Raw genomic sequence first — 20,717 nt, 5'->3', positions numbered from 1 at the left:
AATCTCCATTATCATACCAGATTTCCACGGATCTGTGAAAATCGTAAGCTCCTAGCCTACCACAGCCTGTTAACATTTTGATTTTGACAAGCTGTTCAATGTACAATAAAAGAGGCAATATCCATCTTTTGTTAGGAGTAGATCACTTGAATACACCAAAGGAAGAACCAAACGATTCCAAAGCGCAATTGACCCTGGTAGAGCTTCGCGAGCTCTGGGATTCGGGTGAAGAGAAGCTTCGTGAATTGGGCCACCTAAAGCAGCTGCCCATGATGTACCAGCTTGCTCTGGATGAGCTGAAGAATAGGATCAAGCTGATTCAGACCGAATGGCAGCACAAGTGCGGTTACAATCCGATTGAACATATTAAGACCCGTATCAAAGAGCCGAAGAGCATTATTCAGAAGCTTCAGCGCAAGGGATTTCCGCTTACAGGAGACAGCATTTTTGAGAATATTCATGATATTGCAGGCATGCGGATTGTCTGTGCGTTTGTTAAAGATATCTACAGTCTGCTTGAGCACCTAGAGCATCGCGAAGATCTGAAGGTGCTTGAGATTAAGGACTACATCGCAAACCCCAAGCCGAACGGTTATCAGAGCCTGCACGTCATTGTCGCCGTCCCGCTGGTGCTGCTGGAAGGGCAGCGCTGGATCAAGGTGGAGATCCAGCTGCGGACGCTGGCTATGGACTTCTGGGCGAGCATGGAGCACATCCTGTTCTATAAATATGACAAGCAGGTTCCCCCCCATGTCGTTAAGGAGCTGACCGAAGCTGCCCAGGCTGCAGATGCGCTGGACAAGAAGATGCTTCGTCTGCGCAAGGAAATCCTTGCTCTAGGGGACAATACCCCGGCAGAGACGCTGTCTTAGAAGCCTATGATAAAGATGCAAAAACAGCAGGCCCAGACAATTCTGGCCTGCTGTTTTTTAGTTTATGTGCTTAGATTCCCCTCTATTCCGGCTTTAGGTCCTGCGCCAGCGCTGCCGCCCGCTCCATCGCCTTGGCGGCCACAGCCGCAAGGCCTCCTGCGGCGCCCCGCACGGCAGGCAGCAGGGCCGCCAGAGCCGCCGCATTCACCTCCGGCGGCTCCGCCCCCGGGTCCGGGCTTAATTGCACCCGGACATCATGGAGCTGCGGGCCGGGCTCATGCAGCCGGCCCTGCACCGCGGCCTCGGCGAGCCATTCGCCGAGGGACGGGCCCTCCTGCGGCGTTGCTTCCGCCGACACCCCTTCACGCCCCTTCGCCCATTGTTCGAAGGAGCGTGAAGCCGTCGTCACGTCCTGTGCCCAGGCCGCGAAGACAGCCGCGCCAAGCGTCTCCGGAGCTGCCCCCAGCGCCTGAAGGCGCAGCAGCAGCTCCGACTGCCAGCGCTCTGCGGCCACGCCTGCAGCCGCTGGAATGCGCGGGCAGTCCGGCTTGCCGCAAGCGCAGCTGCCCTGCGGCTGCCCGTCAGCAGCTTCCGCCCAAGGGGGCGCTTCGGGCAGCAGCTTCGCCAGGCTCGCTGGAACCTTGCCGCTCAGCATCGCTCCAAGCTCAAGCGGATCGCGCTCCAGCCGCTTGAGAATGGCGCTCCGGCCCTTCGCGTCCAGCTCGCGAACGGGCAGCCTTACCTTGCAGGAGGAGGGCGCCTCTGTGGCTTTGCGCCCTTGGGCCACTGCCGGCCAGGCCACTTCAATGACGCCTGCTGCTGCGGTAACCGCCGCCTGTGCCTTCCCTTCCATCTGATCACCTGCTTCTTCTGTGTAGTTACATCGACCAATCGCTGTATTGCAGCGTAATCAGCTGCTGAAGCTCATCTGTAGACATTTCTGTCAGCCATTGTTCCCCGGAACCTACAACCTGCTCCGAGAGCGATTTCTTCCGCTCAATCAGCTCGTCGATCCGCTCCTCCAGCGTGCCTTGGCAGATCAACTTGTGAACCTCCACATTCTTCTCCTGACCAATTCGGAAGACTCGGTCAGTGGCCTGGTTCTCTACAGCAGGGTTCCACCACCGATCATAGTGAATCACATGGTTCGCCCGGGTCAGGTTAAGCCCTACCCCGCCCGCCTTCAAGGACAGGACAAAGATCCGCGGGCCTGAACCCTTCTGAAAGCTTGTTACCATGGCATCGCGTTCTGCTTTGGATATTCCCCCATGCAGGAAGAACGGCTCCTCGTTGTAGCGCTCGCGGATATGCGGAACCAGCAGCTCGCCCATCTTCACATACTGGGTAAAGATAAGCACCGCCTCTCCGTTCTCCATTACCGTATCCAAAATTTCCAGCAGTCGCTCCAGTTTCCCTGAACGCTGAACTTCCGAGGGTCTTCCTGGATTCGCAAGGGCCGGATGATCGCAAATTTGCTTAAGCCGGGTCAGAGAAGACAATACCAGCCCCTTGCGGGCGATGCCCGTACTGTCATCGATCCGGGACATCAGCTCCTCTGTCACCGAGCGGTACATGCCTGCTTGCTCAGCGGTCAATGAACAGTAGGACTTCAGCTCAATCTTCTCCGGCAGGTCCTTACGGATATCCGGATCGCTCTTAAGGCGGCGGAGCAGAAAGGGTGCAACCAGACGGCGCAGCTTAGCCAGCTCCTCCTGCTGGTGATCGCCGCTTGTTCCATACTTGCGGCGGAAGGCAGCAGAGGAGCCAAGATATCCTGGATTAAGAAACTGAAAGATAGACCACAGTTCGCTAAGCCTGTTCTCGACGGGAGTGCCAGTCATAGCAATCCGGTGCGAAGAGTTCAGCTTCATCACACTTTGGGCCTGCTTGGTTCCAAAATTCTTAATGTACTGCGCTTCATCAAGCACGATCGTGGACCATTCCGGCTGTCTCAGCTCTCCGGCATCGCGTCCGGCCAGCTGATAGGTCGTTAGAACGACATCACAGCTTCTCCAGGCCTCTTCGAACGCTTCTCCATGCAGGCGGTTCGTTCCATGATGAACATACACTTTCAGCTGCGGAGCAAAGCGCTGAAGCTCACGCTGCCAGTTGCCAAGCAGAGAAGTCGGGCAGACGATCAGGCAGGGGGCGGATCGCTTCTCCCTATCTAGGACAGTGGTAATCACCTGCACTGTCTTTCCGAGCCCCATATCATCGGCGAGCAGGGCTCCAAAACCCATATCCCGCATCGCGGCGAGCCACTGAAAGCCCCGCTCCTGATAAGGGCGAAGTGTCCCGTGAAGCGCCGGAGGGATCGGACGGGGCGGTGCGCTGCGCAGACTGTCTCCCTGCATCAGCGAGGCGAGATGTCCCTGCACTTCAATGCCCGCCAGGTGGAGTCCTTCCCACAGCTCAGCATCTTCATCTCCAGCTGTCAGATGCATCAGCTCGGCAAAGGTCATACTCCCTTGCTCTTGCTTCTTCATCTGGCGGAGCACCTGGCGAATCTCCTTCGCATCGATTTCAATCCACTCGCCGCGAAATAGAACGAGTGGCGATTTCGCGGAAGCGAGCTCTGACAGCTCTGCGGCACTGAGAGCCATTCCCCCCAGCACGGCCTCCACTTCAAATTTCACGAGCTCACGCATGCCGAGCTCGGGCTGCCTTTTAGCGGAGCTTTGGCGCTCCCAGCCTTCCGCCTTCAGCTTGATCCCGGCTTTTCTCCGGCCTTCTCTTGTCCAGCGAGAGGGCATCTGTACAGTGACCCCGTTCTTCCGAAGCGCCGGGACCGAACGGCTTAGAAAACGGTAGACCTCCTCCGCTTGCAGAACCACACTCTCCGGCCGGGGGGCCTGCATCGCATCCCGAATTTCCGGGGCAATCTCCGCAGCCTTATATAGACGCAGCAGCAGGTTCTCCTGAATTCCGCGATATACCTTGCCGCGGTAAGTCACCTCTGTGTGCGGCTCATTCCAGATGACGCCTGCTGGGACCAGAAGGGACGCATCCTCAGCGCCTTCAGCCCAGAAGGACAGCCGCCAGCTCAATGAGCCTTCCTGCTGCTCAATCGGTTCAAGTCGCAGACATAATCTGAACCCGGCGCTCGCAGGCGCCTCTCCTTCGGATTCAACTTGGGGTGCGGACCCGAAGGCCGCCGACAAGCCCTCCATCAGCTCGTGAATCTCTGTGGCAGGTCCTTGGATATCGGCCGGCGGAGCTGCCCCAAGCAGACTGTTCCACCACAGTTCGCTAAGCGGAGAAGTTCCACGGATATAGTTAGCCCGGGCGGGGTTCAGCTTCCGGCCCAAAGCTCTGACAGCCTCTTCCGTCTCTACATGGATCATTGCGGTTATAAAGGAGTAGAGCACCTTAAGCTGTCTTGTCTCGACTAGCTGCAGCTCTTCCTCCGCCGCCGGCAAAACCGGCGCCAAGCCCAGCGGCGGCATGGCACTGGCGAGCAGCCTGAACCGCGCTTCATCCTCTGGGTCATCCAGCCGAGGGCACCAGACAGCCTTCAGCGCACCGCTGTTTCCTCGTCTGCGTCCGCTCGGAAGCGGCGCGGGGAGCGCCCCGGGAACGATTCTTCCGCGGCTTAACAGCTCAAGAGCAAACTTCGCCGCTTCCCTCCAGTAGCTAAGTTCAGGCCCCGGTTCAATGCCTTGCGCAGCCATAGCCTCAGCACTGTAGTGAAGCAGCAAATCCCAGGTATCCTTCGGGGATAAGGCCAGCCCCTCCATGCCGCGTCCAGTCAGCGCTTTCCGTTCGCTCCTGCGGCCTCCTCCATGCCGGAGAACTGCTGGCCAGCGCAGCTCTGCAATCCGCAGTGCAGCCTGCTTGAAGGGTCTTGTCCCCGGTATGGGCTGCATTCGGCGCATTACCGCAACCCATGCATCCACTTTCATTTCTGATATCTCGCCCGAGAAGCAAAAGAACACATCACCGAGCCAAGTAGCATACAGACGTTGATTCATTGCTTTCTCCTGTCTATCTTCGATTGAGAACTTAATACTATATTATACATCAAGAGTCCCTTTTAAAAACAAGAAATCCTGTCTTGATCAAGAACAAAAGGCGGATGGTCAAAAGCGATCCTGTCCACCAATATTTGAACACTTTTAGCAAAAGGTTAATGTTCCTGAGAAATGTGGGTATATTCATAGAGTGAAGCGCTTCTTGCTGTCCAAGAATGAACCACGGGTCATTCCAATTATAAACACAAAGATCCTTATAGACCCCCTAGAAATGGAGGAGAACTCATGCAAAGACTGAATCCCTATAAATGGTGGAACGTGCTTGCTTATCTCGCCATGATTACCGTGAACGTTCTGGCGATCACCATTCCGCTCGGCGGCATGAGTATCGGTGAATTATCTGATAAGTATCATACTCTAATAACGCCCGCAGGCTATGCCTTCATGATCTGGAGTCTAATTTACCTGCTGCTCGCCGGTTTTACTGTGTTTCAATTCCGCCGTGCTACGGAGAACCGCGATTCGGTAAGAACCATTGGGCCGTGGTTCATCCTCTCCTGCATCTTCAACTTATCTTGGATTTTACTCTGGCAGTACCCATATAGTGAGTGGTCTGTCGCAGCGATGATTCTCCTGCTGCTAAGCTTAATCATCATCTACCGCAAAGCGCGCAATCTCCCCTACCCCACACCGGGTGAAACCTGGTTCATTCGCCTGCCCTTTTCGATCTATCTCGGCTGGATCAGCATTGCAACCATTGTCAATGTGGCCGCAGTACTTGAGAAGAACCACTGGGACGGCTGGGGCTTATCGGATGCTAAGTGGGCGATCATCATGCTGTGCGTCGCTGCCGTACTGGCCGTGCTCGTAAGCTTCCCTTACAGGGACCCTATCTTCCCGCTAGTCTTCGTCTGGGCCTTCATTGCCATTGCGGCCGAGCAGAGAGACACCAAGAACGTCTATCTTACAGCCGGATCTCTTGCGATTATTTTATTTCTCTATGCCCTATGGATGATGTTTGCCAGGGCACGTGCCCGGGACTGAGCAGTCAAATACGACACGGCATAGCAGCTTCAAGCCGCTTTGCAGCCTAATCGAGTAGGAGGCTATTCATTAGATGAGTAGCCGACCTCTCACACCACCGTACGTACCGTTCGGTATACGGCGGTTCAACCGCATAAGTGCAATTTACGTAAACGCTCGTATTGCGCAGGAAAGTCATAATATCCTGCCTGTACGAGCTTTTTGTTTGTTATGGAACGAGACAACACTGGACTTCCGGCGATGCGCCAGTACCCGAGACGGGAATTGCCCCACTGGTAAGCCTGCCATTCCGGTATCCCCAGCTTCCGCAGGTTTTGTACTTTTGTTCGCGGCTTTTTCCACTGTTTCCAGATGTACATCCGCAGTCGTCTTCGCAACCATTCGCTCCAGCTTTGCAGGATCCGTTTCATGTCGGCCACATAGTAGTAACCAATCCATCCCCGAATGTAGACTTTTACCTTTTCCATGACTTGGCGAACATTTCTGCCCTGGCTGCGACTTGTGAGTTCTTTCAACTTCTTCTTCGCTTTTGCGAGGGATTGTCCATGGGCACGGATATACATGCCGTTCTTGTTCTTTCCCAGGGCAAAGCCGAGAAATTTGAAGTGCTTTCGAGCCACTACGCTACCGACCTTACTTTTCTGCGTATTGATCTGGAGTCTCAGTTTGGTCTCCAGGTACTTTCCGCAGGATTCCAGTAGCCGCACCGCTGCCCGTTTGCTTTTGGCAAGCACCACAATATCGTCCGCATAGCGGATGACGTTCACTCCGCGGCCTTTCATCTCTTGGTCAAATTCGTTCAGGTAGATGTTCGCCAGAAGCGGCGACAGGGGGCCTCCCTGAGGGGAGCCTTCTTCTGTTTTGCAGTGCACCCCGTTCTCCATAACCCCACTTTTCAGGTATCTCTTAATCAGTTCGGTTACGCGTCTGTCCTGAATTTGTTTGCGCAAAAGATGCATAAGCAGCTCATGATTCAGCGTGTCGAAGTATTTGGAGAGGTCGATTTCTACTGCGTAGCCGTATCCCTGTTCTGCATAGTCTTTCACCTTGCGAATGGCCTGTTGTGCGCTCCGACCGGGGCGGTAGCCATAGCTTCCCTCCGAGAAGAGCGGCTCGAACAGGGGCTGGAGCTGCTGGGCGACTGCCTGCTGAATCACTCGGTCTACGACCGTGGGTATGCCAAGCTTCCGTACTCCGCTTCCATCTGCTTTGGGAATTTCCTTGCGCCGTACTGGGCTGGGCTTGTATCTGCCTTCCCGGATCTTTTGCAACAGCTCGTCTCTATGTTCCTGCAGCCAGGGTAGCGCGTCTTCTACGGTCATTCCGTCGATTCCTGGCGCTCCATGGTTGCGTTTGACCTGTTTGTAGGCTCTGTTCAGATTGTCTCTGTCCAGAATCTGCTCCAGCAGGTCTGTTGCACCGCCTCTTTCTTTACGTTCCCGAGTACCGGCGCTCCGCACTCCCGCATGCTCTTCGCGTTCCACGCTATCCCTTTGCAGGTAGCCCTTTCGGTATTCTGCTTTCATCGCGTCAGCTCTCCTTTCGGTATGTACTCGAGACTTACGATTGTTCGGCCCTTCCCCGAAAAAAAAACCTTCCGGGTACTATGGCCTCTGCTGACTTCTCACAGCAAGCTTTACTCCGTCTTTCGGTTTTTTTTTCCTACTTGTCGTCTGTGAGACCTCCCCGGGTAAGAGCGATAACCTTCCCCTCATCTATCTGCCACATTTACACCATGGGATTCGGGCAGTATTGGACTTTGCTTTGTAGTGCAAGCTCGTCCGTCCCATGATGCCTTCTATGTGATTTCTGTTCGTCAGACCGAGGGTTTGCCTCCGGCTTCCTTCAGATTCCGCCTCGCGGCGGACACCCTTGCCTTCAGCTAACAGTTCCTACTGCCAAGCCTGTAGCGGACTTTCACCGCCGAGTTATCGCCCATGCCGGGCGCACACTTAAAAAGGACGCCAGCATAAATTCTGGCGTCCGTACGTCCGTTTATTACAGACATGTTTCGTATAACTTAAGACTGCTTAAGAGCGATAACTTCGATTTCTACCAAACCGTCCTTCGGTAGACGAGCCACCTCTACAGCACTTCGCGCAGGGTAGGGCTCATTGAAGAAAGTGCTGTACACTTCATTCACCTTAGTGAAGTCGCCCATGTCTTTTAAGAATACTGTCGTCTTAATGACTTTATCCAGGCTCGTACCTGCAGCTTCCAGAATCGCCTGCACGTTTCGCAGCGACTGGGCAGCCTGAGCAGCCACTCCCTCCGCCAGTTCTCCCGTTGCCGGATCAAGCCCCAGCTGACCGGAGGTATATACCAGGTTTCCGATTTCCACGCCTTGTGAATATGGGCCGATAGCTCCAGGAGCCTGAGTTGTTGAAATTGCTTTTCGTGCCATAATCCCATCCCTTTCCTAGTTAATCTTCCGGTTCATATTGTATCACCTGAGCGGCAGATAAAGCGAGAACGTGCTGCCGGCGCCTTCCTTGCTCTGCAAACGGATAAATCCGCCGAGAAGCCGTGCAAGATCCCTGCTAATGGACAAGCCTAAGCCTGTCCCGCCATATTTCCGGCTGATCGAGCTGTCCGCCTGCTGAAACGCCTCGAAGATCGTCTGATGCTTATCCTTGGGAATACCGATTCCTGTATCCGACACCGCAAATATAATCCATTTCCCCTTCAGCTGGTCTTCAGGGCCTGACTCCCGGATTTCCAGCTTCACCTTACCCTCTTCGGTAAATTTGAACGCATTGGCAAGCAGATTTCGCAAGATTTGCTGGATGCGCTGAGGGTCTGAATGAATCGTAACCGGCAGCGTCTCTTCTTGCTCAATCTCGAATTCCAATCCTTTACGCAGTGCAGTGTGCTCAAATTGCAGACGAAGCATCTCCGGAATTTCGAGAACACTCACTTCTTCCTCGACGATTTCAAGCCGTCCCGCCTCCACCTTAGACAGATCAAGAATATCATTGATTAGCTGGAGCAGATCCTCGCCCGATTTATGAATGATCTCGCCGTACATTACATTCTCATCATCCGGATGATCCTTCCCGCTCTCAGCGATAAGCTGTGCCAGATTGATGATGCTGTTCAGCGGGGTTCTAAGCTCATGAGACATATTCGCCAAAAACTCCGATTTATACTGGGAAGCCAGCATCAGCTGCTTCGCCCTCTCTTCTAAAATAATCTTGGTCTTATGAAGGTCTTCCGTCTGACGCTTAAGCAGCTGGTTCGCTTCCTTCAGATCCACGATTCGCCTGCGCTCCATCTGAAAATCCCTAAATATCAGTGCAAACCCGATGCTTAGCAGCGTCCCGAGCGGGAGGGTTATCGGCATAATCTCTACCGCGTATTCCTTAAATGGGATGACTCCCAGCCAGCCGATGTTCAGCGAGTTCACTATATTAAGTGTCAACAATATAACTGCGGCCTTCACGCCATAGCGAACTCCGGAGCGGCTGAGCCATCCTTGCAGCAGCGCGGCGACAACCCCTACAATTGCAAGGTTCAAGAACCCGGCAAGTGCGGCCTCACTATACCCGAAGGTGAAGCGGCATGCCCCGATGCCAACCCCGATCAGCAGCAGGCTTGACGGCCCTATAGAACTGAGCGCAGCAATAATCAATGGGACCACGCGGAGGTCAAAAATAACCTCTTCGCTTAGACGGAGACCAAAGTACATGCTGACCCAACCGGCGAAGATAACCAGAACAATCGCCGACACATATTTTATTCTGCGCGATGCAAAAGCAAAGGCATACTTATAAATTAAATTGGCTAAATAAGCCGTTGTGACCAACATACCGAGATTAAGCAAAAATGCATCCCCGAAGCTCTCCATGCCTTCACTCCTGCCTATAACACTAAGCTTTTTGTCCATCTCACGGATTGTAAACATCATATCATGAAGCGAACAATTGGAATAGGCAACAAAAGCAGGAATTCCGCGGAAAATAGACGGCTTTCGTCAGGAAAGCCGTCTATCATACTCCGAGTATAGTCCTATTTCGACTTCATACTGTCCCAGGAATGCTGTAAATCTTCTAACAATCGCTTCTTATCAGATTTCCCGGCAATATAGGCTTGAATTTGATTGGCGAATTCGTTAAATGCCCCATCCGGGTATTTATTAAAGTTCCAGCTCAGTGCCTTCCCTTCCTGACTATATTTCATCACTTCCGCGCCCAGATCGCCAAGGATCGCCGGGTCCACCTTGATGCTCTTGAATGCCGGGATAAATTTGAACTCGTCGGTAATATATTTCTTGCCAATATCCGAGGTAACCATCCAGTTCAAGAACTCCTTCGCTTCCGCCTTAACCTTGGACTTATTATTGATCACCCAGCTGTTCGGAACCCCTACAAACAGCTTATCATTAGCCGCCGCATCCTCATTGATCGGCATCGGCATCATTCCGAGATTGAGGTTCGGATTAATGCTGTCAATCTGCACCTGGGTCCAGTTGCCCTGCTGGGTGATGGCTGCCTTACTATTAGAGAAATCGGTCATTTCCGTATTGTAATCAGTAGTCAGTGGGTTCTTGTTTCCGTATTTCAAAGTTAGATCAAGCAGGTTCACCCATTCTTCGAAGGCACGGTTGCCCGGAATTTTGCCTGTGCCGTCGTTCAGGCTCTTGATGAAGGCATTGGGATCATCCTGATGAGCGAAAGCCACGTTCAGATTATGGTTGCCCAGAATCCACATTTCCTGATAGCCATTGACAAACGGAGTAATTCCAGCTGCCTGAAGCTTTTTAGCCGCCTCTTCAAGACCGGTCAGCGTAGTAGGAACCTCGGAGACTCCTGCCTTCGCGAATAAGTCCTTATTGTAGACAAAGCCATAACCTTCAAGATTCATAGGCTGCCCATACAGCTTCCCATCTTTGGTGATCGGTTCCTTCGCCACATCCACAATATCCTTCACCCAAGGCTCGCCAGACAGATCCTCCAAATTGTTCTGCCAGGTATCCAGGTCGCTGTAGCCTCCGTTGTTAAAAATATCCGGTTCATCCCCTGAAGCGAATTTAGCTTTGAGTGCAGCATTGTAATCAGAGCCTCCACCAACCGTCTGAATATCCAGCTTAACCCCGGGATGGCTTGCCTCATATTCGCCCTTTAGCTTGTTCAGAGCTTCAGCAATTTCTACCTTGAACTGAAAAATTTTGATGGTCTTCGTCTCCTGGGCCTGGCCTTGTCCCTGCGTATCAGCCGACTTCTTGCTGTTACTGTTATCCTTGTTTCCGCAGCCTGCCAGCATAAGTGAGAGTGACATGGTAACGATCAATGACAGCTTGGCATAGTTCTTCAAGAATGAATCCTCCCTTTTTCTTTCAATTGGCGGTTAAGACTGTTTTTCAAGTTGTGCAATCGCTTGCAATTCAATTATATAGATAACTTCATTAAGACGAACAGACAGGATATTGATCAATCTGGTGGAGTGAATTGACCTCCTTCACCCCTTGACTGCCCCTTGGGTAATCCCTTCAATGACATATCTCTGCATCGTGAGGAAGAAGACAATCACCGGCAATATGCCAAGCACCAGGGCAGGCAAAGCCAAATCCCACTGCTTCGTATACTGGCCGAAGAACGCATAAGTGGCAATCGGAATTGTCCGGTCACCCGGAGACTGAAGAACCAAGGATGGCAGCAAATAGTCATTCCAGATCCACAGCGTATTCAGAATGATCACCGTAACAAACATCGGCTTCATCAGCGGGAACACGATGCGGTAGAATAAGCCTAAAGTGCCCGAACCATCCACACGAGCAGCCTCCTCAATCTCCAGCGGAATCGATTTGACAAATCCGTGGAAGAGAAATATGGACAGTGGAACGCCAAAGCCCAAATAGCAGATGATCAGCCCATAAAGGCTGTCCATAAGACCCAGGTAGCCACCCACCTTTACCAGCGGAATCATAATGGATTGGAACGGAATGACCATGGCAGCAACGAACAGGAAGAACAGCAGACGATTTAACCGGGTATTGTGGCGCACCATCCAGTAGGCTGCCGTGGCACTGAAGAAGGCCAGAGCCAGATTGCTGACCACGGTGATCGTCAGCGAATTCAAGAAGGCTGCAGGAAAGTCTGTAATCTCCCAAGCCTTTCGGTAGTTCTCCCATTCCCAAGCTTGCGGCAGGCTGGCTGCATTAGACATCAAATCCCCGAAGCTCTTCACGGAATTGACCGTTAGGAAATAGAACGGAATGAGGAATAACAGGCCGATGGCAATCATAACGAGTTCAGTAATCCCTGTGGCCGCCCGATATTTTTTCAGAGCATCCATCATCTTAAGCTTCAACCTCCCTGCTCTTCGTGAACTTCACCTGCAGACTGGTAATAACAGCAACGATCAGGAAGAAGATGATGGCCTTGGCTGTCCCCAGCCCGTAATTGTTGCGGGCAAATGCCTCGTTATAAATATTCATGGCTACCGATTCTGTCGAGCCGTAAGGCCCCCCCTTGGTCAGTGACAAATTTAAGTCATACATCTTGAAGGACCAGGAGATCGCCAGGAACAAGGAGACGGTCACGGCGGGCATAACAAGGGGAATGATAATGGATTTTAGAATTTGGCCTCTGCTCGCTCCATCAATTTCAGCGGCCTCAAGCAGGTCTTTCGGTACATTGCTGAGCGAGGAGATATAAATAACCATCAGGTAACCGGCCGTCTGCCACACAAAGACAATGACAATGCCCCAGAAGGCCGTATTCTCCGTGCCGAGCCAGGCCAGCTTGAAGAAGCCAAGCCCTGTGCTCTCACCCAGTGCGCCAAACCCCTTGATGAAGATAAACTGCCAGATGAATCCGAGCAGCAGACCGCCGATGACATTCGGCATGAAGAAGACCGTCCGCAGGATATTTCGGGTTGCAAGCGGCTTGGTCAGGAAATAAGCCAGAAAAAAGCCGAGCACATTGGTCAGCACTACACCGATTAGAGTGAAGCGGGCTGTAAACCAGAAAGCCTCGCGGAACTGGGTATCCTCCATGAATATTTGCCGGAAGTTATTTAGACCGATCCAATCGACCTTGCCCGACACACCATCCCAATCGGTAAAAGAATAATAGACACCGAGCAGGAACGGGACGATCATGATGAGAATAAAAAAGAGTGCGGCAGGGCCTACGAAAATCAGTTGGTGGGCCCATTTCAAATAAGTTCTGCGGTTCATGAAATCCTTCTCCTTTGCTTAAGAGGTAGCTCTAGTATGACGAATTGCCATCAGGAAAAACATGGAGGATTATGAACGATTAGGTGGAAAATATTGACCCATTCTTGTACCTAAGAAAGGCGGAGGATGAACCTGAAATTCCGCAGTATACGCGCCCGGCTTGTAAAGTTCATGCTGATAGTTACAACGCTCCCGCTGGTCATTTCACTGCTGATTACGCTGACCCATACGCGAGAATCTGTGAAAGCGCAGTCACTAGCCGAGAACAAACGCCTGATGATCCAAGGCGGGACAAATCTATCCAATTATTTAAACCGCATTCGAGAGACTTCCAATCTTGCTTATGCCGATCCGAGCTTCCTCCGCAATCTGACCAAGGGGCCGGACGACTATCGCTCTTCAGCGGAAATTTATACGACGCTGCTTACCATTCAAGGAGCGCTGCCGGATATTACGCAGCTCTATCTGTATTCCAGACTGCATAAGCAATCCACACTGGTGACCCGCAGCCTGCCCCGGCGGGAAGACCATGCCAAGCCTTACACGGAGGCGCTCAAGTTTGCCAACATGGACATGGCGATCGAACCGCCGCATTCTATGCACAGCTACGGTCTCTCGACAGCTGCAGCCCCTGAAGCGGGGCCCGTGCTGACCTTTTACCGTTCCATTAGCCGAATTCCCTCCAAGGAACAAATCGCGCTGCTCGCGATTGACCTGCGGCTGGACAGCTTGAACAGCATCTGTGACTCCTTATATGACCCAGAGAAAGAAAATATACAGCTGGTCAACGAACAGGGAGTGATTATATACAGCGGCAATCCGGATGAACTAGGCCAGGCTATGAAGCAGCCCGAACTTCTAAGTCGGACGGGAAGCGATAACGAAGGATACTTTGATGGGGATAACGCCATGCACATTTATCAGCGCATTGAGCTCCCGTTCGCAAAGTGGACCTTGGTCAAATCCATTCCGCATGCGGCGCTATACCAGAACTCCACCCAACTGACCAGCATCAACGCGGTGATCGCAGGTCTGGCGCTGCTCACGGTGGTTTTCGGTACGCTCTTCATTTCATTTCGCATTACCCGGCCCATTAAGCAGCTTGCCCGCTATATGAACGAGATTCAAATAGGACGGCTGGATATCGATATCCAGGTTGCTGCGCGGGAGGATGAAATCGGCGTACTCTCTAGACGGTTCCGGCAAATGATGGACACAATCAACAATCTGATTCTGCAAGAGTACAAATTAGAGCTCGTCAATAAGACAACTCAGCTCAAGGCGCTCCAGGCCCAGATCGATCCGCATTTCTTATATAACTCTCTGCAGTCCATCGGCACTCTGGCCCTGCAGCATCAAGCGCCGCGCGTATACTCGCTGATTGTGTCGCTGGCGAACATCATGAGATACAACATGCGCAACGAAGAAGCGCTTGTTCCCCTTCAGCAGGAGATCAGCTATCTCAAGCTATATCTTGAACTGCAACAGGAACGCTTTGCCGATCGTCTGCACATCACCTGGTCACTTGATGAAGAGAGCCTGCAGGCTCTAGTGCCCAAGATGATTCTGCAGCCCCTAGCCGAGAATTACTTCAAACATGGAATTGAAGCGGGGATTCAAGACGCTTGCCTGCACTTCTCCAGCCGAATCACCCCGATGAAGAGGCTGATTATCACCCTGGAGAACAATGGCGCGTCGATTCCCCCCGAACGGCTTGAACAAATTGCAGCCAGTCTAACGGAAAGGGCGGACAGCCATATCCGTCCGCCTGACCCTGCAGCCCCAATCGGGCTGCGCAATGTTCTTGCCCGGCTCAGGCTCTATTCTGATGAAAGCGCTGATTTACAAATTGAGAATATTTCACCGCAGGGGGTCCGGGTTACACTGGACATCCCGGAGAGGAGTACAGAGCGCGATGAAAGCATTGATTGTGGATGATGAGAAGCATGTCAGGGAGGCGATCCGGCTGCTGGCCGCATGGGAGCAGCATGGGATTCATCAAATTCTGGAGGCCTCCGATGGCGAAGAAGCCCTGGCGGTGATCCGGCAGCACAACCCGCAAATTGTGCTCACCGATATGCGGATGCCCCGCAGCGACGGCAAGGAGCTTATCGCCTGGCTGAGCGAATCGGCCCCTCAGATCAAGGTTATTGTCATCAGCGGTTATGATGACTTTGATCTGGTTAGACATACTCTGCGGTATGGAGGGATGGATTATATCCTCAAACCCGTAGAAGAAACGGCCTTAAATGAAGCACTGGAGACAGCTGTGAGGGTATGGCGAGAGCATGAGCTTCAGCAGGGATATATGATAAAGCAGAATGTGGCCCTCAATGAACTAAGGCCCCATCTGGTGGACCGCATGCTGACCACCCTTACATCGGGGGAGACTGGCACCGAGCAGGTCCTAACCCAGCTGCGTGAGGAAGGGCTTCTGCCGCCTGTGCATGCAGCCTGCTCAGCAGCCGCCGCAAGCATCCAGCAGCTGGACCCGGAGATACTGGAAAAATTCGGTGAACAAGATGAGCTGCTTCTATTTGCGCTCATTAATATTTGCAGCGAATTCATCCAGCAGGCGGGCATCATTTTTCGTTATCTGCACAGTCCGGGGACTGTGCTGATCTACTATTGGGGGCAAGAGAATCTGGCTGGAATTCTCAAGCGAATAAATGAAGGAATCTATACTGCGTTTCACCGACGTGTGCATTTTGGACTCAGCCTAGAGCATACCCTTCCTTCGGATATCCCCCTGCTGCTTCAGGAGGCCGAGCAGGCTCTGTGGCGCAGAAATCTGCAAGAAAACGGCGAATATGTACACCTCTATGACAACCGGACTATAGCCACTTCGCAGCCTCCCGCTCTGACCGGATGGGAGGATAAGCTTCGCACTGCCGCCATGAGCGGGAACGAAGAGCTGCTTCGTCAGAATGTGTCGCTGTGGCTGGAAGAGATCAAACAGCGCAGTCCGATAACCCCCGAGCAGCTGCTCCACCTAAGTCAAGAATGGAACTGGATGCTGCACCAGTGGGGGGCGGACGCGGACACTCGGGATTGGGGCAGCACCCGACAGCCTCCTTGCTCTCTTCCGCTGAATCAAGCGGGTGAGCTGGACTTCGGGCTGTGGCTGGAACAGCTGGTGAGTACACTTAAGGCTGCCGGCCAGCAGATGGCTAAGGTAACGAGGACGGAAATGCCCACCATTCAGGAAATTGCACGCTTTGTAGAGGAACATTACCACCAGGAAATCTCCCTGCAGGATATATCCTCCCGCTTCTTCCTCAGCCGCGAGTATATTTCCCGGAGGTTCAAGCAGGTGTTCGGCATCACCCTCTCCGATTTTGTTGTACAAACCCGTATTCAGCATGCCCGCATGCTTCTGCTGAACCCGAATTTTCGCATTATTCAAGTAGCGGAGATGGTAGGATTCCAGGACGAGAAATATTTCAGCAAAGTATTTAAGAGGCTGGAAGGAGTCACACCGAATGAATATCGCAAGCAGAACTCGATATCATAACCCTTTGTTACGCAAAAAGACGCAAACCGCTAAATGCGGCTTGCGTCTTTATTCTGCAGCGGCCAGAGGAAGGAGGGAAGCCTCCATGCACGAGAACGCTTCACGTTATTCTCGTCCGTATTCCCTGAAGGTTCTGCCTATCGGTTCTCTCACCGATGCTTGAGCTTCGAGATCCTCTTCGCCTGCCAGCATGTAATATCGAAGAGAATAAGTGCTGACCGTGTCTCCCTGGACCGTGACCACCCGGTCCTCTCTTAGCTCCATTATTCTGCCTTCTACGACGTGAGATTGATACATGGAGGCTCTCGCTCCTTCTATTTCAGCAGGATTCCCCTGCCTTAGTCTGCTTGCTGCTGCATGATATGATCAACCCTATAGACTAGGGTTGCTTAACTGCGGTCCCGGGTCCAGTTGTGGTATTCACGTTCGGCGTCGTCCTTCGAATGTCCGTAACGTTCCTGAAGCTTGCCGATCAGCTTGTCCTTCTCGCCTCCGATGACATCCAGGTCATCATCCGTCAATTTCCCCCACTGCTTCTTGGCCTCACCCTTCAGTTGATTCCACTTCCCTTTAAAAACATTGCTATCCATGTCTATCAGCTCCTTATTGTTAGTCTGCTGTGAATCGGTAGCAGCTTCTTCATAGGAAAAACAACCGTTGTGGGCTCCCACATACAGATCATTACCCGTCTTGAGTATCGCCGAATCGGCATACAAAAAGGACGCTTCTTAAGAAGAAACGCCCCCTTTCTTACGTTTATAATCCTCAACAAACAAACCTGCAAAATAAGGGTCCCACTGGGTCCCTCTGCCTTCTTCAAGAATCCGGATCGCCGTATCCGTATCCATTCCCTGGCGGTATGGCCTGCTTGAGGTCATCGCGTCGAAGGCATCCGCAACAGCGATAATCCGGCCGAATAGCGGGATATCTTCAGCCCGGAGTGCATCCGGGTACCCTTTGCCATCATATCTCTCATGGTGGGACCGAACGCCGGGAAGAATGGGAGCGATCGCATCCGAGGGTTCGATCTGCCGAAGGATGTTCTCCCCCTGGACCGGATGCTGCTTGATCTGGCCGAATTCCTCTTCGGTCAGCTTGCCATCCTTCAGCAGCACAGCATCCCGCGTTCCGATCTTGCCGATGTCATGAAGCAGTGCTGACTTGCGCAGCTGTTCCATTGTAGCTTCCGGAAGATTAGCCAGCATGCCGATATGGATGGCATATTCCGCCACTCGCTGCGAATGCCCGGCCGTATAAGGATCTCTCGCATCAAGTGCGGCTGCCAAGGTCGAGAAGTAACTCTCAATCAGCTGGTTGTTGCGGGCATCCTGCTCCTTAATGCTCTGAAGCATGTGATTAAAGCCCGATACCAGCTTGGAGAACTCATCGGAGAACAAGTCGCTCGCATGGGTCTGAAGATTGCCTGCTTTGACTTTTGCCATCACTTCATACAGATGCTGAATCGGACGCTCCACCTCACGGGTCAGCATCCATGCTCCCATGTAAGAGAAGAGCAAACCCACAATCAGCACATACCCTGCCCACTGCCAATATGTATTATCGCCGTTCGTCCAACCTCCCATCTTGAACTGAACGACAAGACTATACAGCAAAAGCGGGAAGACCCCGATCAGAAAGGCACTCCAGCGGAATTTTCGCCGAATCGAGATGATAACCTGCCCCTCCAGCGAAATATCCCGTCCATAATTCCTGCGACTGTACTCGTGCAGCTTGCCAATAATGGGACGAATCGCATAGCAAGTCAGATAAAATTCAATGATCGCATGCATCGATGCAATCAGCAAAGCACCCAGAAAGGCAAAGAAGATATAGTAAGCCGGAAAAGAGAACTTCCCCAGCTTCAGGAACCACAACGTCAGCACAATCGCCGGCAGCGCCATGCCAATAAAATGCGGAATCATTATCCGCTTAACAGCAAGCCCTGGAAGCCTATGGACATGTTTATATATTATTTCCAGGCGGTCCCAGCTTGTTCGCTCTTGATCGAACACCTCGCGAATTGGCTTAACATGGCGGATGAACACCAGGGTTTCAGCAGTAATCATGACAGCCGCAGATATGACTAATACCGTTAACAGCCACAGCAGCTCCTTCGATGAAAGGCTCAATGTTGTGAGCACCATCAATCCCCCGACACCAGCCACAGCCACCAATGATCCGATCAAATAATTGAACACAAGGCGAATAATAAACGTCTTATAAACCTTCACGGGTACGACTTCCTTTCCTAGCACTCTTCGTAAAGCGTCTAATACCCATTGATGCTATGAACTTTTCCATTAATAGCAGCTCTCTGTTCTTTATCGGTTGAACCTAACTGTTTTTTGATTAATAGCTCCATTATTTTAAAAAACGCACCCAAGCTTTGGAGAAAGGCCTTTGTTTCGTTCGTCATGTTTTTTGTCTAAATGAATTGCATATACTTTAATTATTACAGACGGGAGGACTACGCTTGCACTTAACCACATTAACAGATTATATCATTATACTGCTGGCTGGCCTTCTGCTCGTGGGTGTACTATCCACCAAATTCTCCAGCCGGTTTGGCCTGCCTTCACTGGTTTTCTTTATCGTCATTGGGATGGTACTCAGCCGGTTTATATATTTTGATAATGTCTTCCTCACTCAGCTGGTCGGCACCTTCGCGCTGATTATCATTTTGTTCGATGGAGGCATGCAGACGAAATACGTTACCATCAAACCCGTAATTCCAAGCGCCCTATCGCTGGCTACCCTTGGGGTACTGATTACTACAGTGATCATGGGGCTTTGCGCAGCATATATTCTCGGCGTTCCCTTGATAGACGGGCTTCTATTCGGAGCCATTGTCGGCTCCACAGATGCAGCCGCGGTATTCTCTGTCCTAAGCGGCAAGAACATTAAAGAGCGGATTACGTCAACGCTGGAGGCAGAGTCTGGCAGCAATGATCCCATGGCTGTCTTCCTGACCGTTACCTTAATCGAGTGGATTCAGCATCCCGATCAACCGATTATAGAGCTGTTTCTCTCTTTTATTCTGGAAATGGGTCTCGGGCTCGGCCTGGGGCTTATTCTAGGCTGGCTGGGTGTCAAATTCATCAACAAAATGGACTTTGATTCCTCGGGCCTGTACCCCGTCATGGCCGTGGCCTTCGCCATTCTCACCTACGGTGTAACTTCAGCTGCCCACGGAAGCGGCCTTCTGGCAGTGTACGTAATGGCCCTGGTCCTGGGTAATAGTGACCTGACTTACCGCCAGTCCATCCTGCAGTTCAACAAAGGCTTTGGCTGGATCATGCAGATTACGATGTTCACCCTGCTGGGACTGCTTGTATTTCCTGCCCAGCTGTATCAAATTATTCTTCCGGGGCTGGCTCTCTCCCTGATCCTGATGTTCATTGCCCGGCCGATCGGTGTTCTGCTCAGCCTGCTGTTCTCCAAATTCGGCTTCAAAGACATGATCCTCATCTCATGGGCCGGACTTCGAGGCGCCGTTCCTATCGTGCTGGCCACCTACCCTTTGCTGGCACAGCTTGAACACGGTCAGCTATTCTTCAACGTCGTCTTCTTCGTCATTCTGACCTCCGCAGTCATCCAGGGGGCCACCATCTCACCGCTGGCCGTTCGGTTGGGGCTCGCGAATGAAGCTGGAAGCAACACGCATTCGCTGCTGGAGCTCGTCTCGCTAGGCAAGACTAAATCGGAAATTAACCATCTGCATATCCATGCAGGAATGCGGGTCATCGGCCGCGAGATTCAAAACTTAGGGCTTCCGGAAGATGTGCTTGTGACCGCTGTCATTCGCGGCGAACAGATTGTCACCCCCCGAGGGAACACCGTGATCGAAGAGGGGGATACTCTTTATATCCTCAGCCCCAAGACAGAACGCAAGCGAATCAAAGAAGTGTTCAGCTTCCAGGAGACCCCCTTCATGCCCGTTGTTCCGGAACCTGAACTTATTAAGCAGCCAACAGAGCCTGGTGTGAACGCCCCCCCTTCGGAACAAGATTCAACCAAGAAAAATTAAAATTTTTTAATTCTAAAACTCTAGAAAACCCTGCCGCATGTAAGCATTCTAAACGGTAGGGTTTTATTTGTCACACACCAAGTGATTTTTTTCACATAAGGGTAATACT

Annotated in this window: 17 protein-coding genes; 6 read left to right on the top strand and 11 right to left on the bottom strand. The window is 52.2% G+C overall.

Annotated elements, in window-relative coordinates; all coding sequences use genetic code 11:
- The first annotated feature begins 146 nt into the window (after positions 1–146).
- Positions 147–872, top strand: coding sequence for a GTP pyrophosphokinase (locus tag DCC85_RS02790; RefSeq protein ID WP_442789514.1), 726 nt, complete (start codon positions 147–149; stop codon positions 870–872).
- 82 nt (positions 873–954) lie between these two features.
- Here the strand turns inward: DCC85_RS02790 and DCC85_RS22855 are convergent, their stop codons facing one another.
- Entirely contained in the window at positions 955–1,386 is a 432-nt protein-coding gene (locus DCC85_RS22855) for a hypothetical protein (protein ID WP_159081761.1), read from the bottom strand.
- A gap of 16 nt (positions 1,387–1,402) precedes the next feature.
- Between DCC85_RS22855 and DCC85_RS22850 the strand changes: the two genes are divergently transcribed.
- Positions 1,403–1,729 (top strand): hypothetical protein, encoded by a 327-nt coding sequence (locus DCC85_RS22850; RefSeq protein WP_159081760.1) that lies wholly within the window; start codon positions 1,403–1,405, stop codon positions 1,727–1,729.
- 21 nt (positions 1,730–1,750) lie between these two features.
- Here the strand turns inward: DCC85_RS22850 and DCC85_RS02780 are convergent, their stop codons facing one another.
- Entirely contained in the window at positions 1,751–4,843 is a 3,093-nt protein-coding gene (locus DCC85_RS02780) for a DEAD/DEAH box helicase (RefSeq protein WP_108464203.1), read from the bottom strand.
- Positions 4,844–5,128: 285 nt separating this feature from the next.
- Between DCC85_RS02780 and DCC85_RS02775 the strand changes: the two genes are divergently transcribed.
- On the top strand, positions 5,129–5,887 hold the full coding sequence (locus DCC85_RS02775; protein WP_108464202.1) for a hypothetical protein: 759 nt from the start codon (positions 5,129–5,131) through the stop codon (positions 5,885–5,887).
- 125 nt (positions 5,888–6,012) lie between these two features.
- On the opposite strand, the gene ltrA is transcribed toward DCC85_RS02775, so the two are convergent.
- The 6 genes from ltrA to DCC85_RS02745 all read right to left on the bottom strand — a co-directional run bounded on the left by ltrA (position 6,013) and on the right by DCC85_RS02745 (position 13,067).
- A complete protein-coding gene (ltrA, locus tag DCC85_RS02770; RefSeq protein WP_108463800.1) occupies positions 6,013–7,413 on the bottom strand; it encodes a group II intron reverse transcriptase/maturase in 1,401 nt (466 codons plus the stop codon).
- Positions 7,414–7,907: 494 nt separating this feature from the next.
- A complete protein-coding gene (locus DCC85_RS02765) occupies positions 7,908–8,291 on the bottom strand; it encodes a RidA family protein (protein ID WP_108464201.1) in 384 nt (127 codons plus the stop codon).
- Positions 8,292–8,333: 42 nt separating this feature from the next.
- Positions 8,334–9,734, bottom strand: coding sequence for an ATP-binding protein (locus DCC85_RS02760; RefSeq protein WP_108464200.1), 1,401 nt, complete (start codon positions 9,732–9,734; stop codon positions 8,334–8,336).
- A 161-nt stretch (positions 9,735–9,895) separates the two neighbouring features.
- Positions 9,896–11,200: an ABC transporter substrate-binding protein gene (locus tag DCC85_RS02755; RefSeq protein WP_108464199.1), complete on the bottom strand. Its 1,305-nt coding sequence runs from the start codon at positions 11,198–11,200 to the stop codon at positions 9,896–9,898.
- Positions 11,201–11,344: 144 nt separating this feature from the next.
- Complete coding sequence (locus DCC85_RS02750) at positions 11,345–12,181, bottom strand: carbohydrate ABC transporter permease (RefSeq protein WP_108467683.1); 837 nt, start codon at positions 12,179–12,181, stop codon at positions 11,345–11,347.
- Between the two features lie 4 nt (positions 12,182–12,185).
- Positions 12,186–13,067, bottom strand: a complete 882-nt coding sequence (locus DCC85_RS02745) for a carbohydrate ABC transporter permease (protein WP_108464198.1) — start codon at positions 13,065–13,067, stop codon at positions 12,186–12,188.
- Between the two features lie 126 nt (positions 13,068–13,193).
- On the opposite strand from DCC85_RS02745, the gene DCC85_RS02740 reads away from it, so the two are divergent.
- Together DCC85_RS02740 and DCC85_RS02735 are read left to right on the top strand one after the other, a co-directional pair.
- On the top strand, positions 13,194–15,005 hold the full coding sequence (locus DCC85_RS02740; RefSeq protein WP_234414313.1) for a cache domain-containing sensor histidine kinase: 1,812 nt from the start codon (positions 13,194–13,196) through the stop codon (positions 15,003–15,005).
- Positions 14,983–16,581: a response regulator gene (locus DCC85_RS02735; RefSeq protein ID WP_108464197.1), complete on the top strand. Its 1,599-nt coding sequence runs from the start codon at positions 14,983–14,985 to the stop codon at positions 16,579–16,581. Before DCC85_RS02740 ends, DCC85_RS02735 begins: the two co-directional genes overlap by 23 nt.
- A gap of 105 nt (positions 16,582–16,686) precedes the next feature.
- Here the strand turns inward: DCC85_RS02735 and DCC85_RS22845 are convergent, their stop codons facing one another.
- From DCC85_RS22845 to DCC85_RS02725, 3 genes are all read right to left on the bottom strand, one after another.
- Positions 16,687–16,878, bottom strand: coding sequence for a hypothetical protein (locus tag DCC85_RS22845; protein WP_159081759.1), 192 nt, complete (start codon positions 16,876–16,878; stop codon positions 16,687–16,689).
- A gap of 92 nt (positions 16,879–16,970) precedes the next feature.
- On the bottom strand, positions 16,971–17,171 hold the full coding sequence (locus tag DCC85_RS02730) for a CsbD family protein (protein WP_108467681.1): 201 nt from the start codon (positions 17,169–17,171) through the stop codon (positions 16,971–16,973).
- Positions 17,172–17,309: 138 nt separating this feature from the next.
- Complete coding sequence (locus tag DCC85_RS02725) at positions 17,310–18,812, bottom strand: HD domain-containing phosphohydrolase (protein WP_108464196.1); 1,503 nt, start codon at positions 18,810–18,812, stop codon at positions 17,310–17,312.
- Positions 18,813–19,054: 242 nt separating this feature from the next.
- Between DCC85_RS02725 and DCC85_RS02720 the strand changes: the two genes are divergently transcribed.
- On the top strand, positions 19,055–20,608 hold the full coding sequence (locus DCC85_RS02720) for a potassium/proton antiporter (RefSeq protein ID WP_108464195.1): 1,554 nt from the start codon (positions 19,055–19,057) through the stop codon (positions 20,606–20,608).
- Positions 20,609–20,717 lie beyond the last annotated feature (109 nt).

Origin of the sequence: Paenibacillus sp. CAA11 (assembly GCF_003060825.1) — a bacterium.
GTDB lineage: Bacteria > Bacillota > Bacilli > Paenibacillales > Paenibacillaceae > Fontibacillus.
The sequence above is the reverse complement of the archived record's forward strand: the minus strand, read 5'-3'. Positions and strand labels throughout refer to the sequence as shown.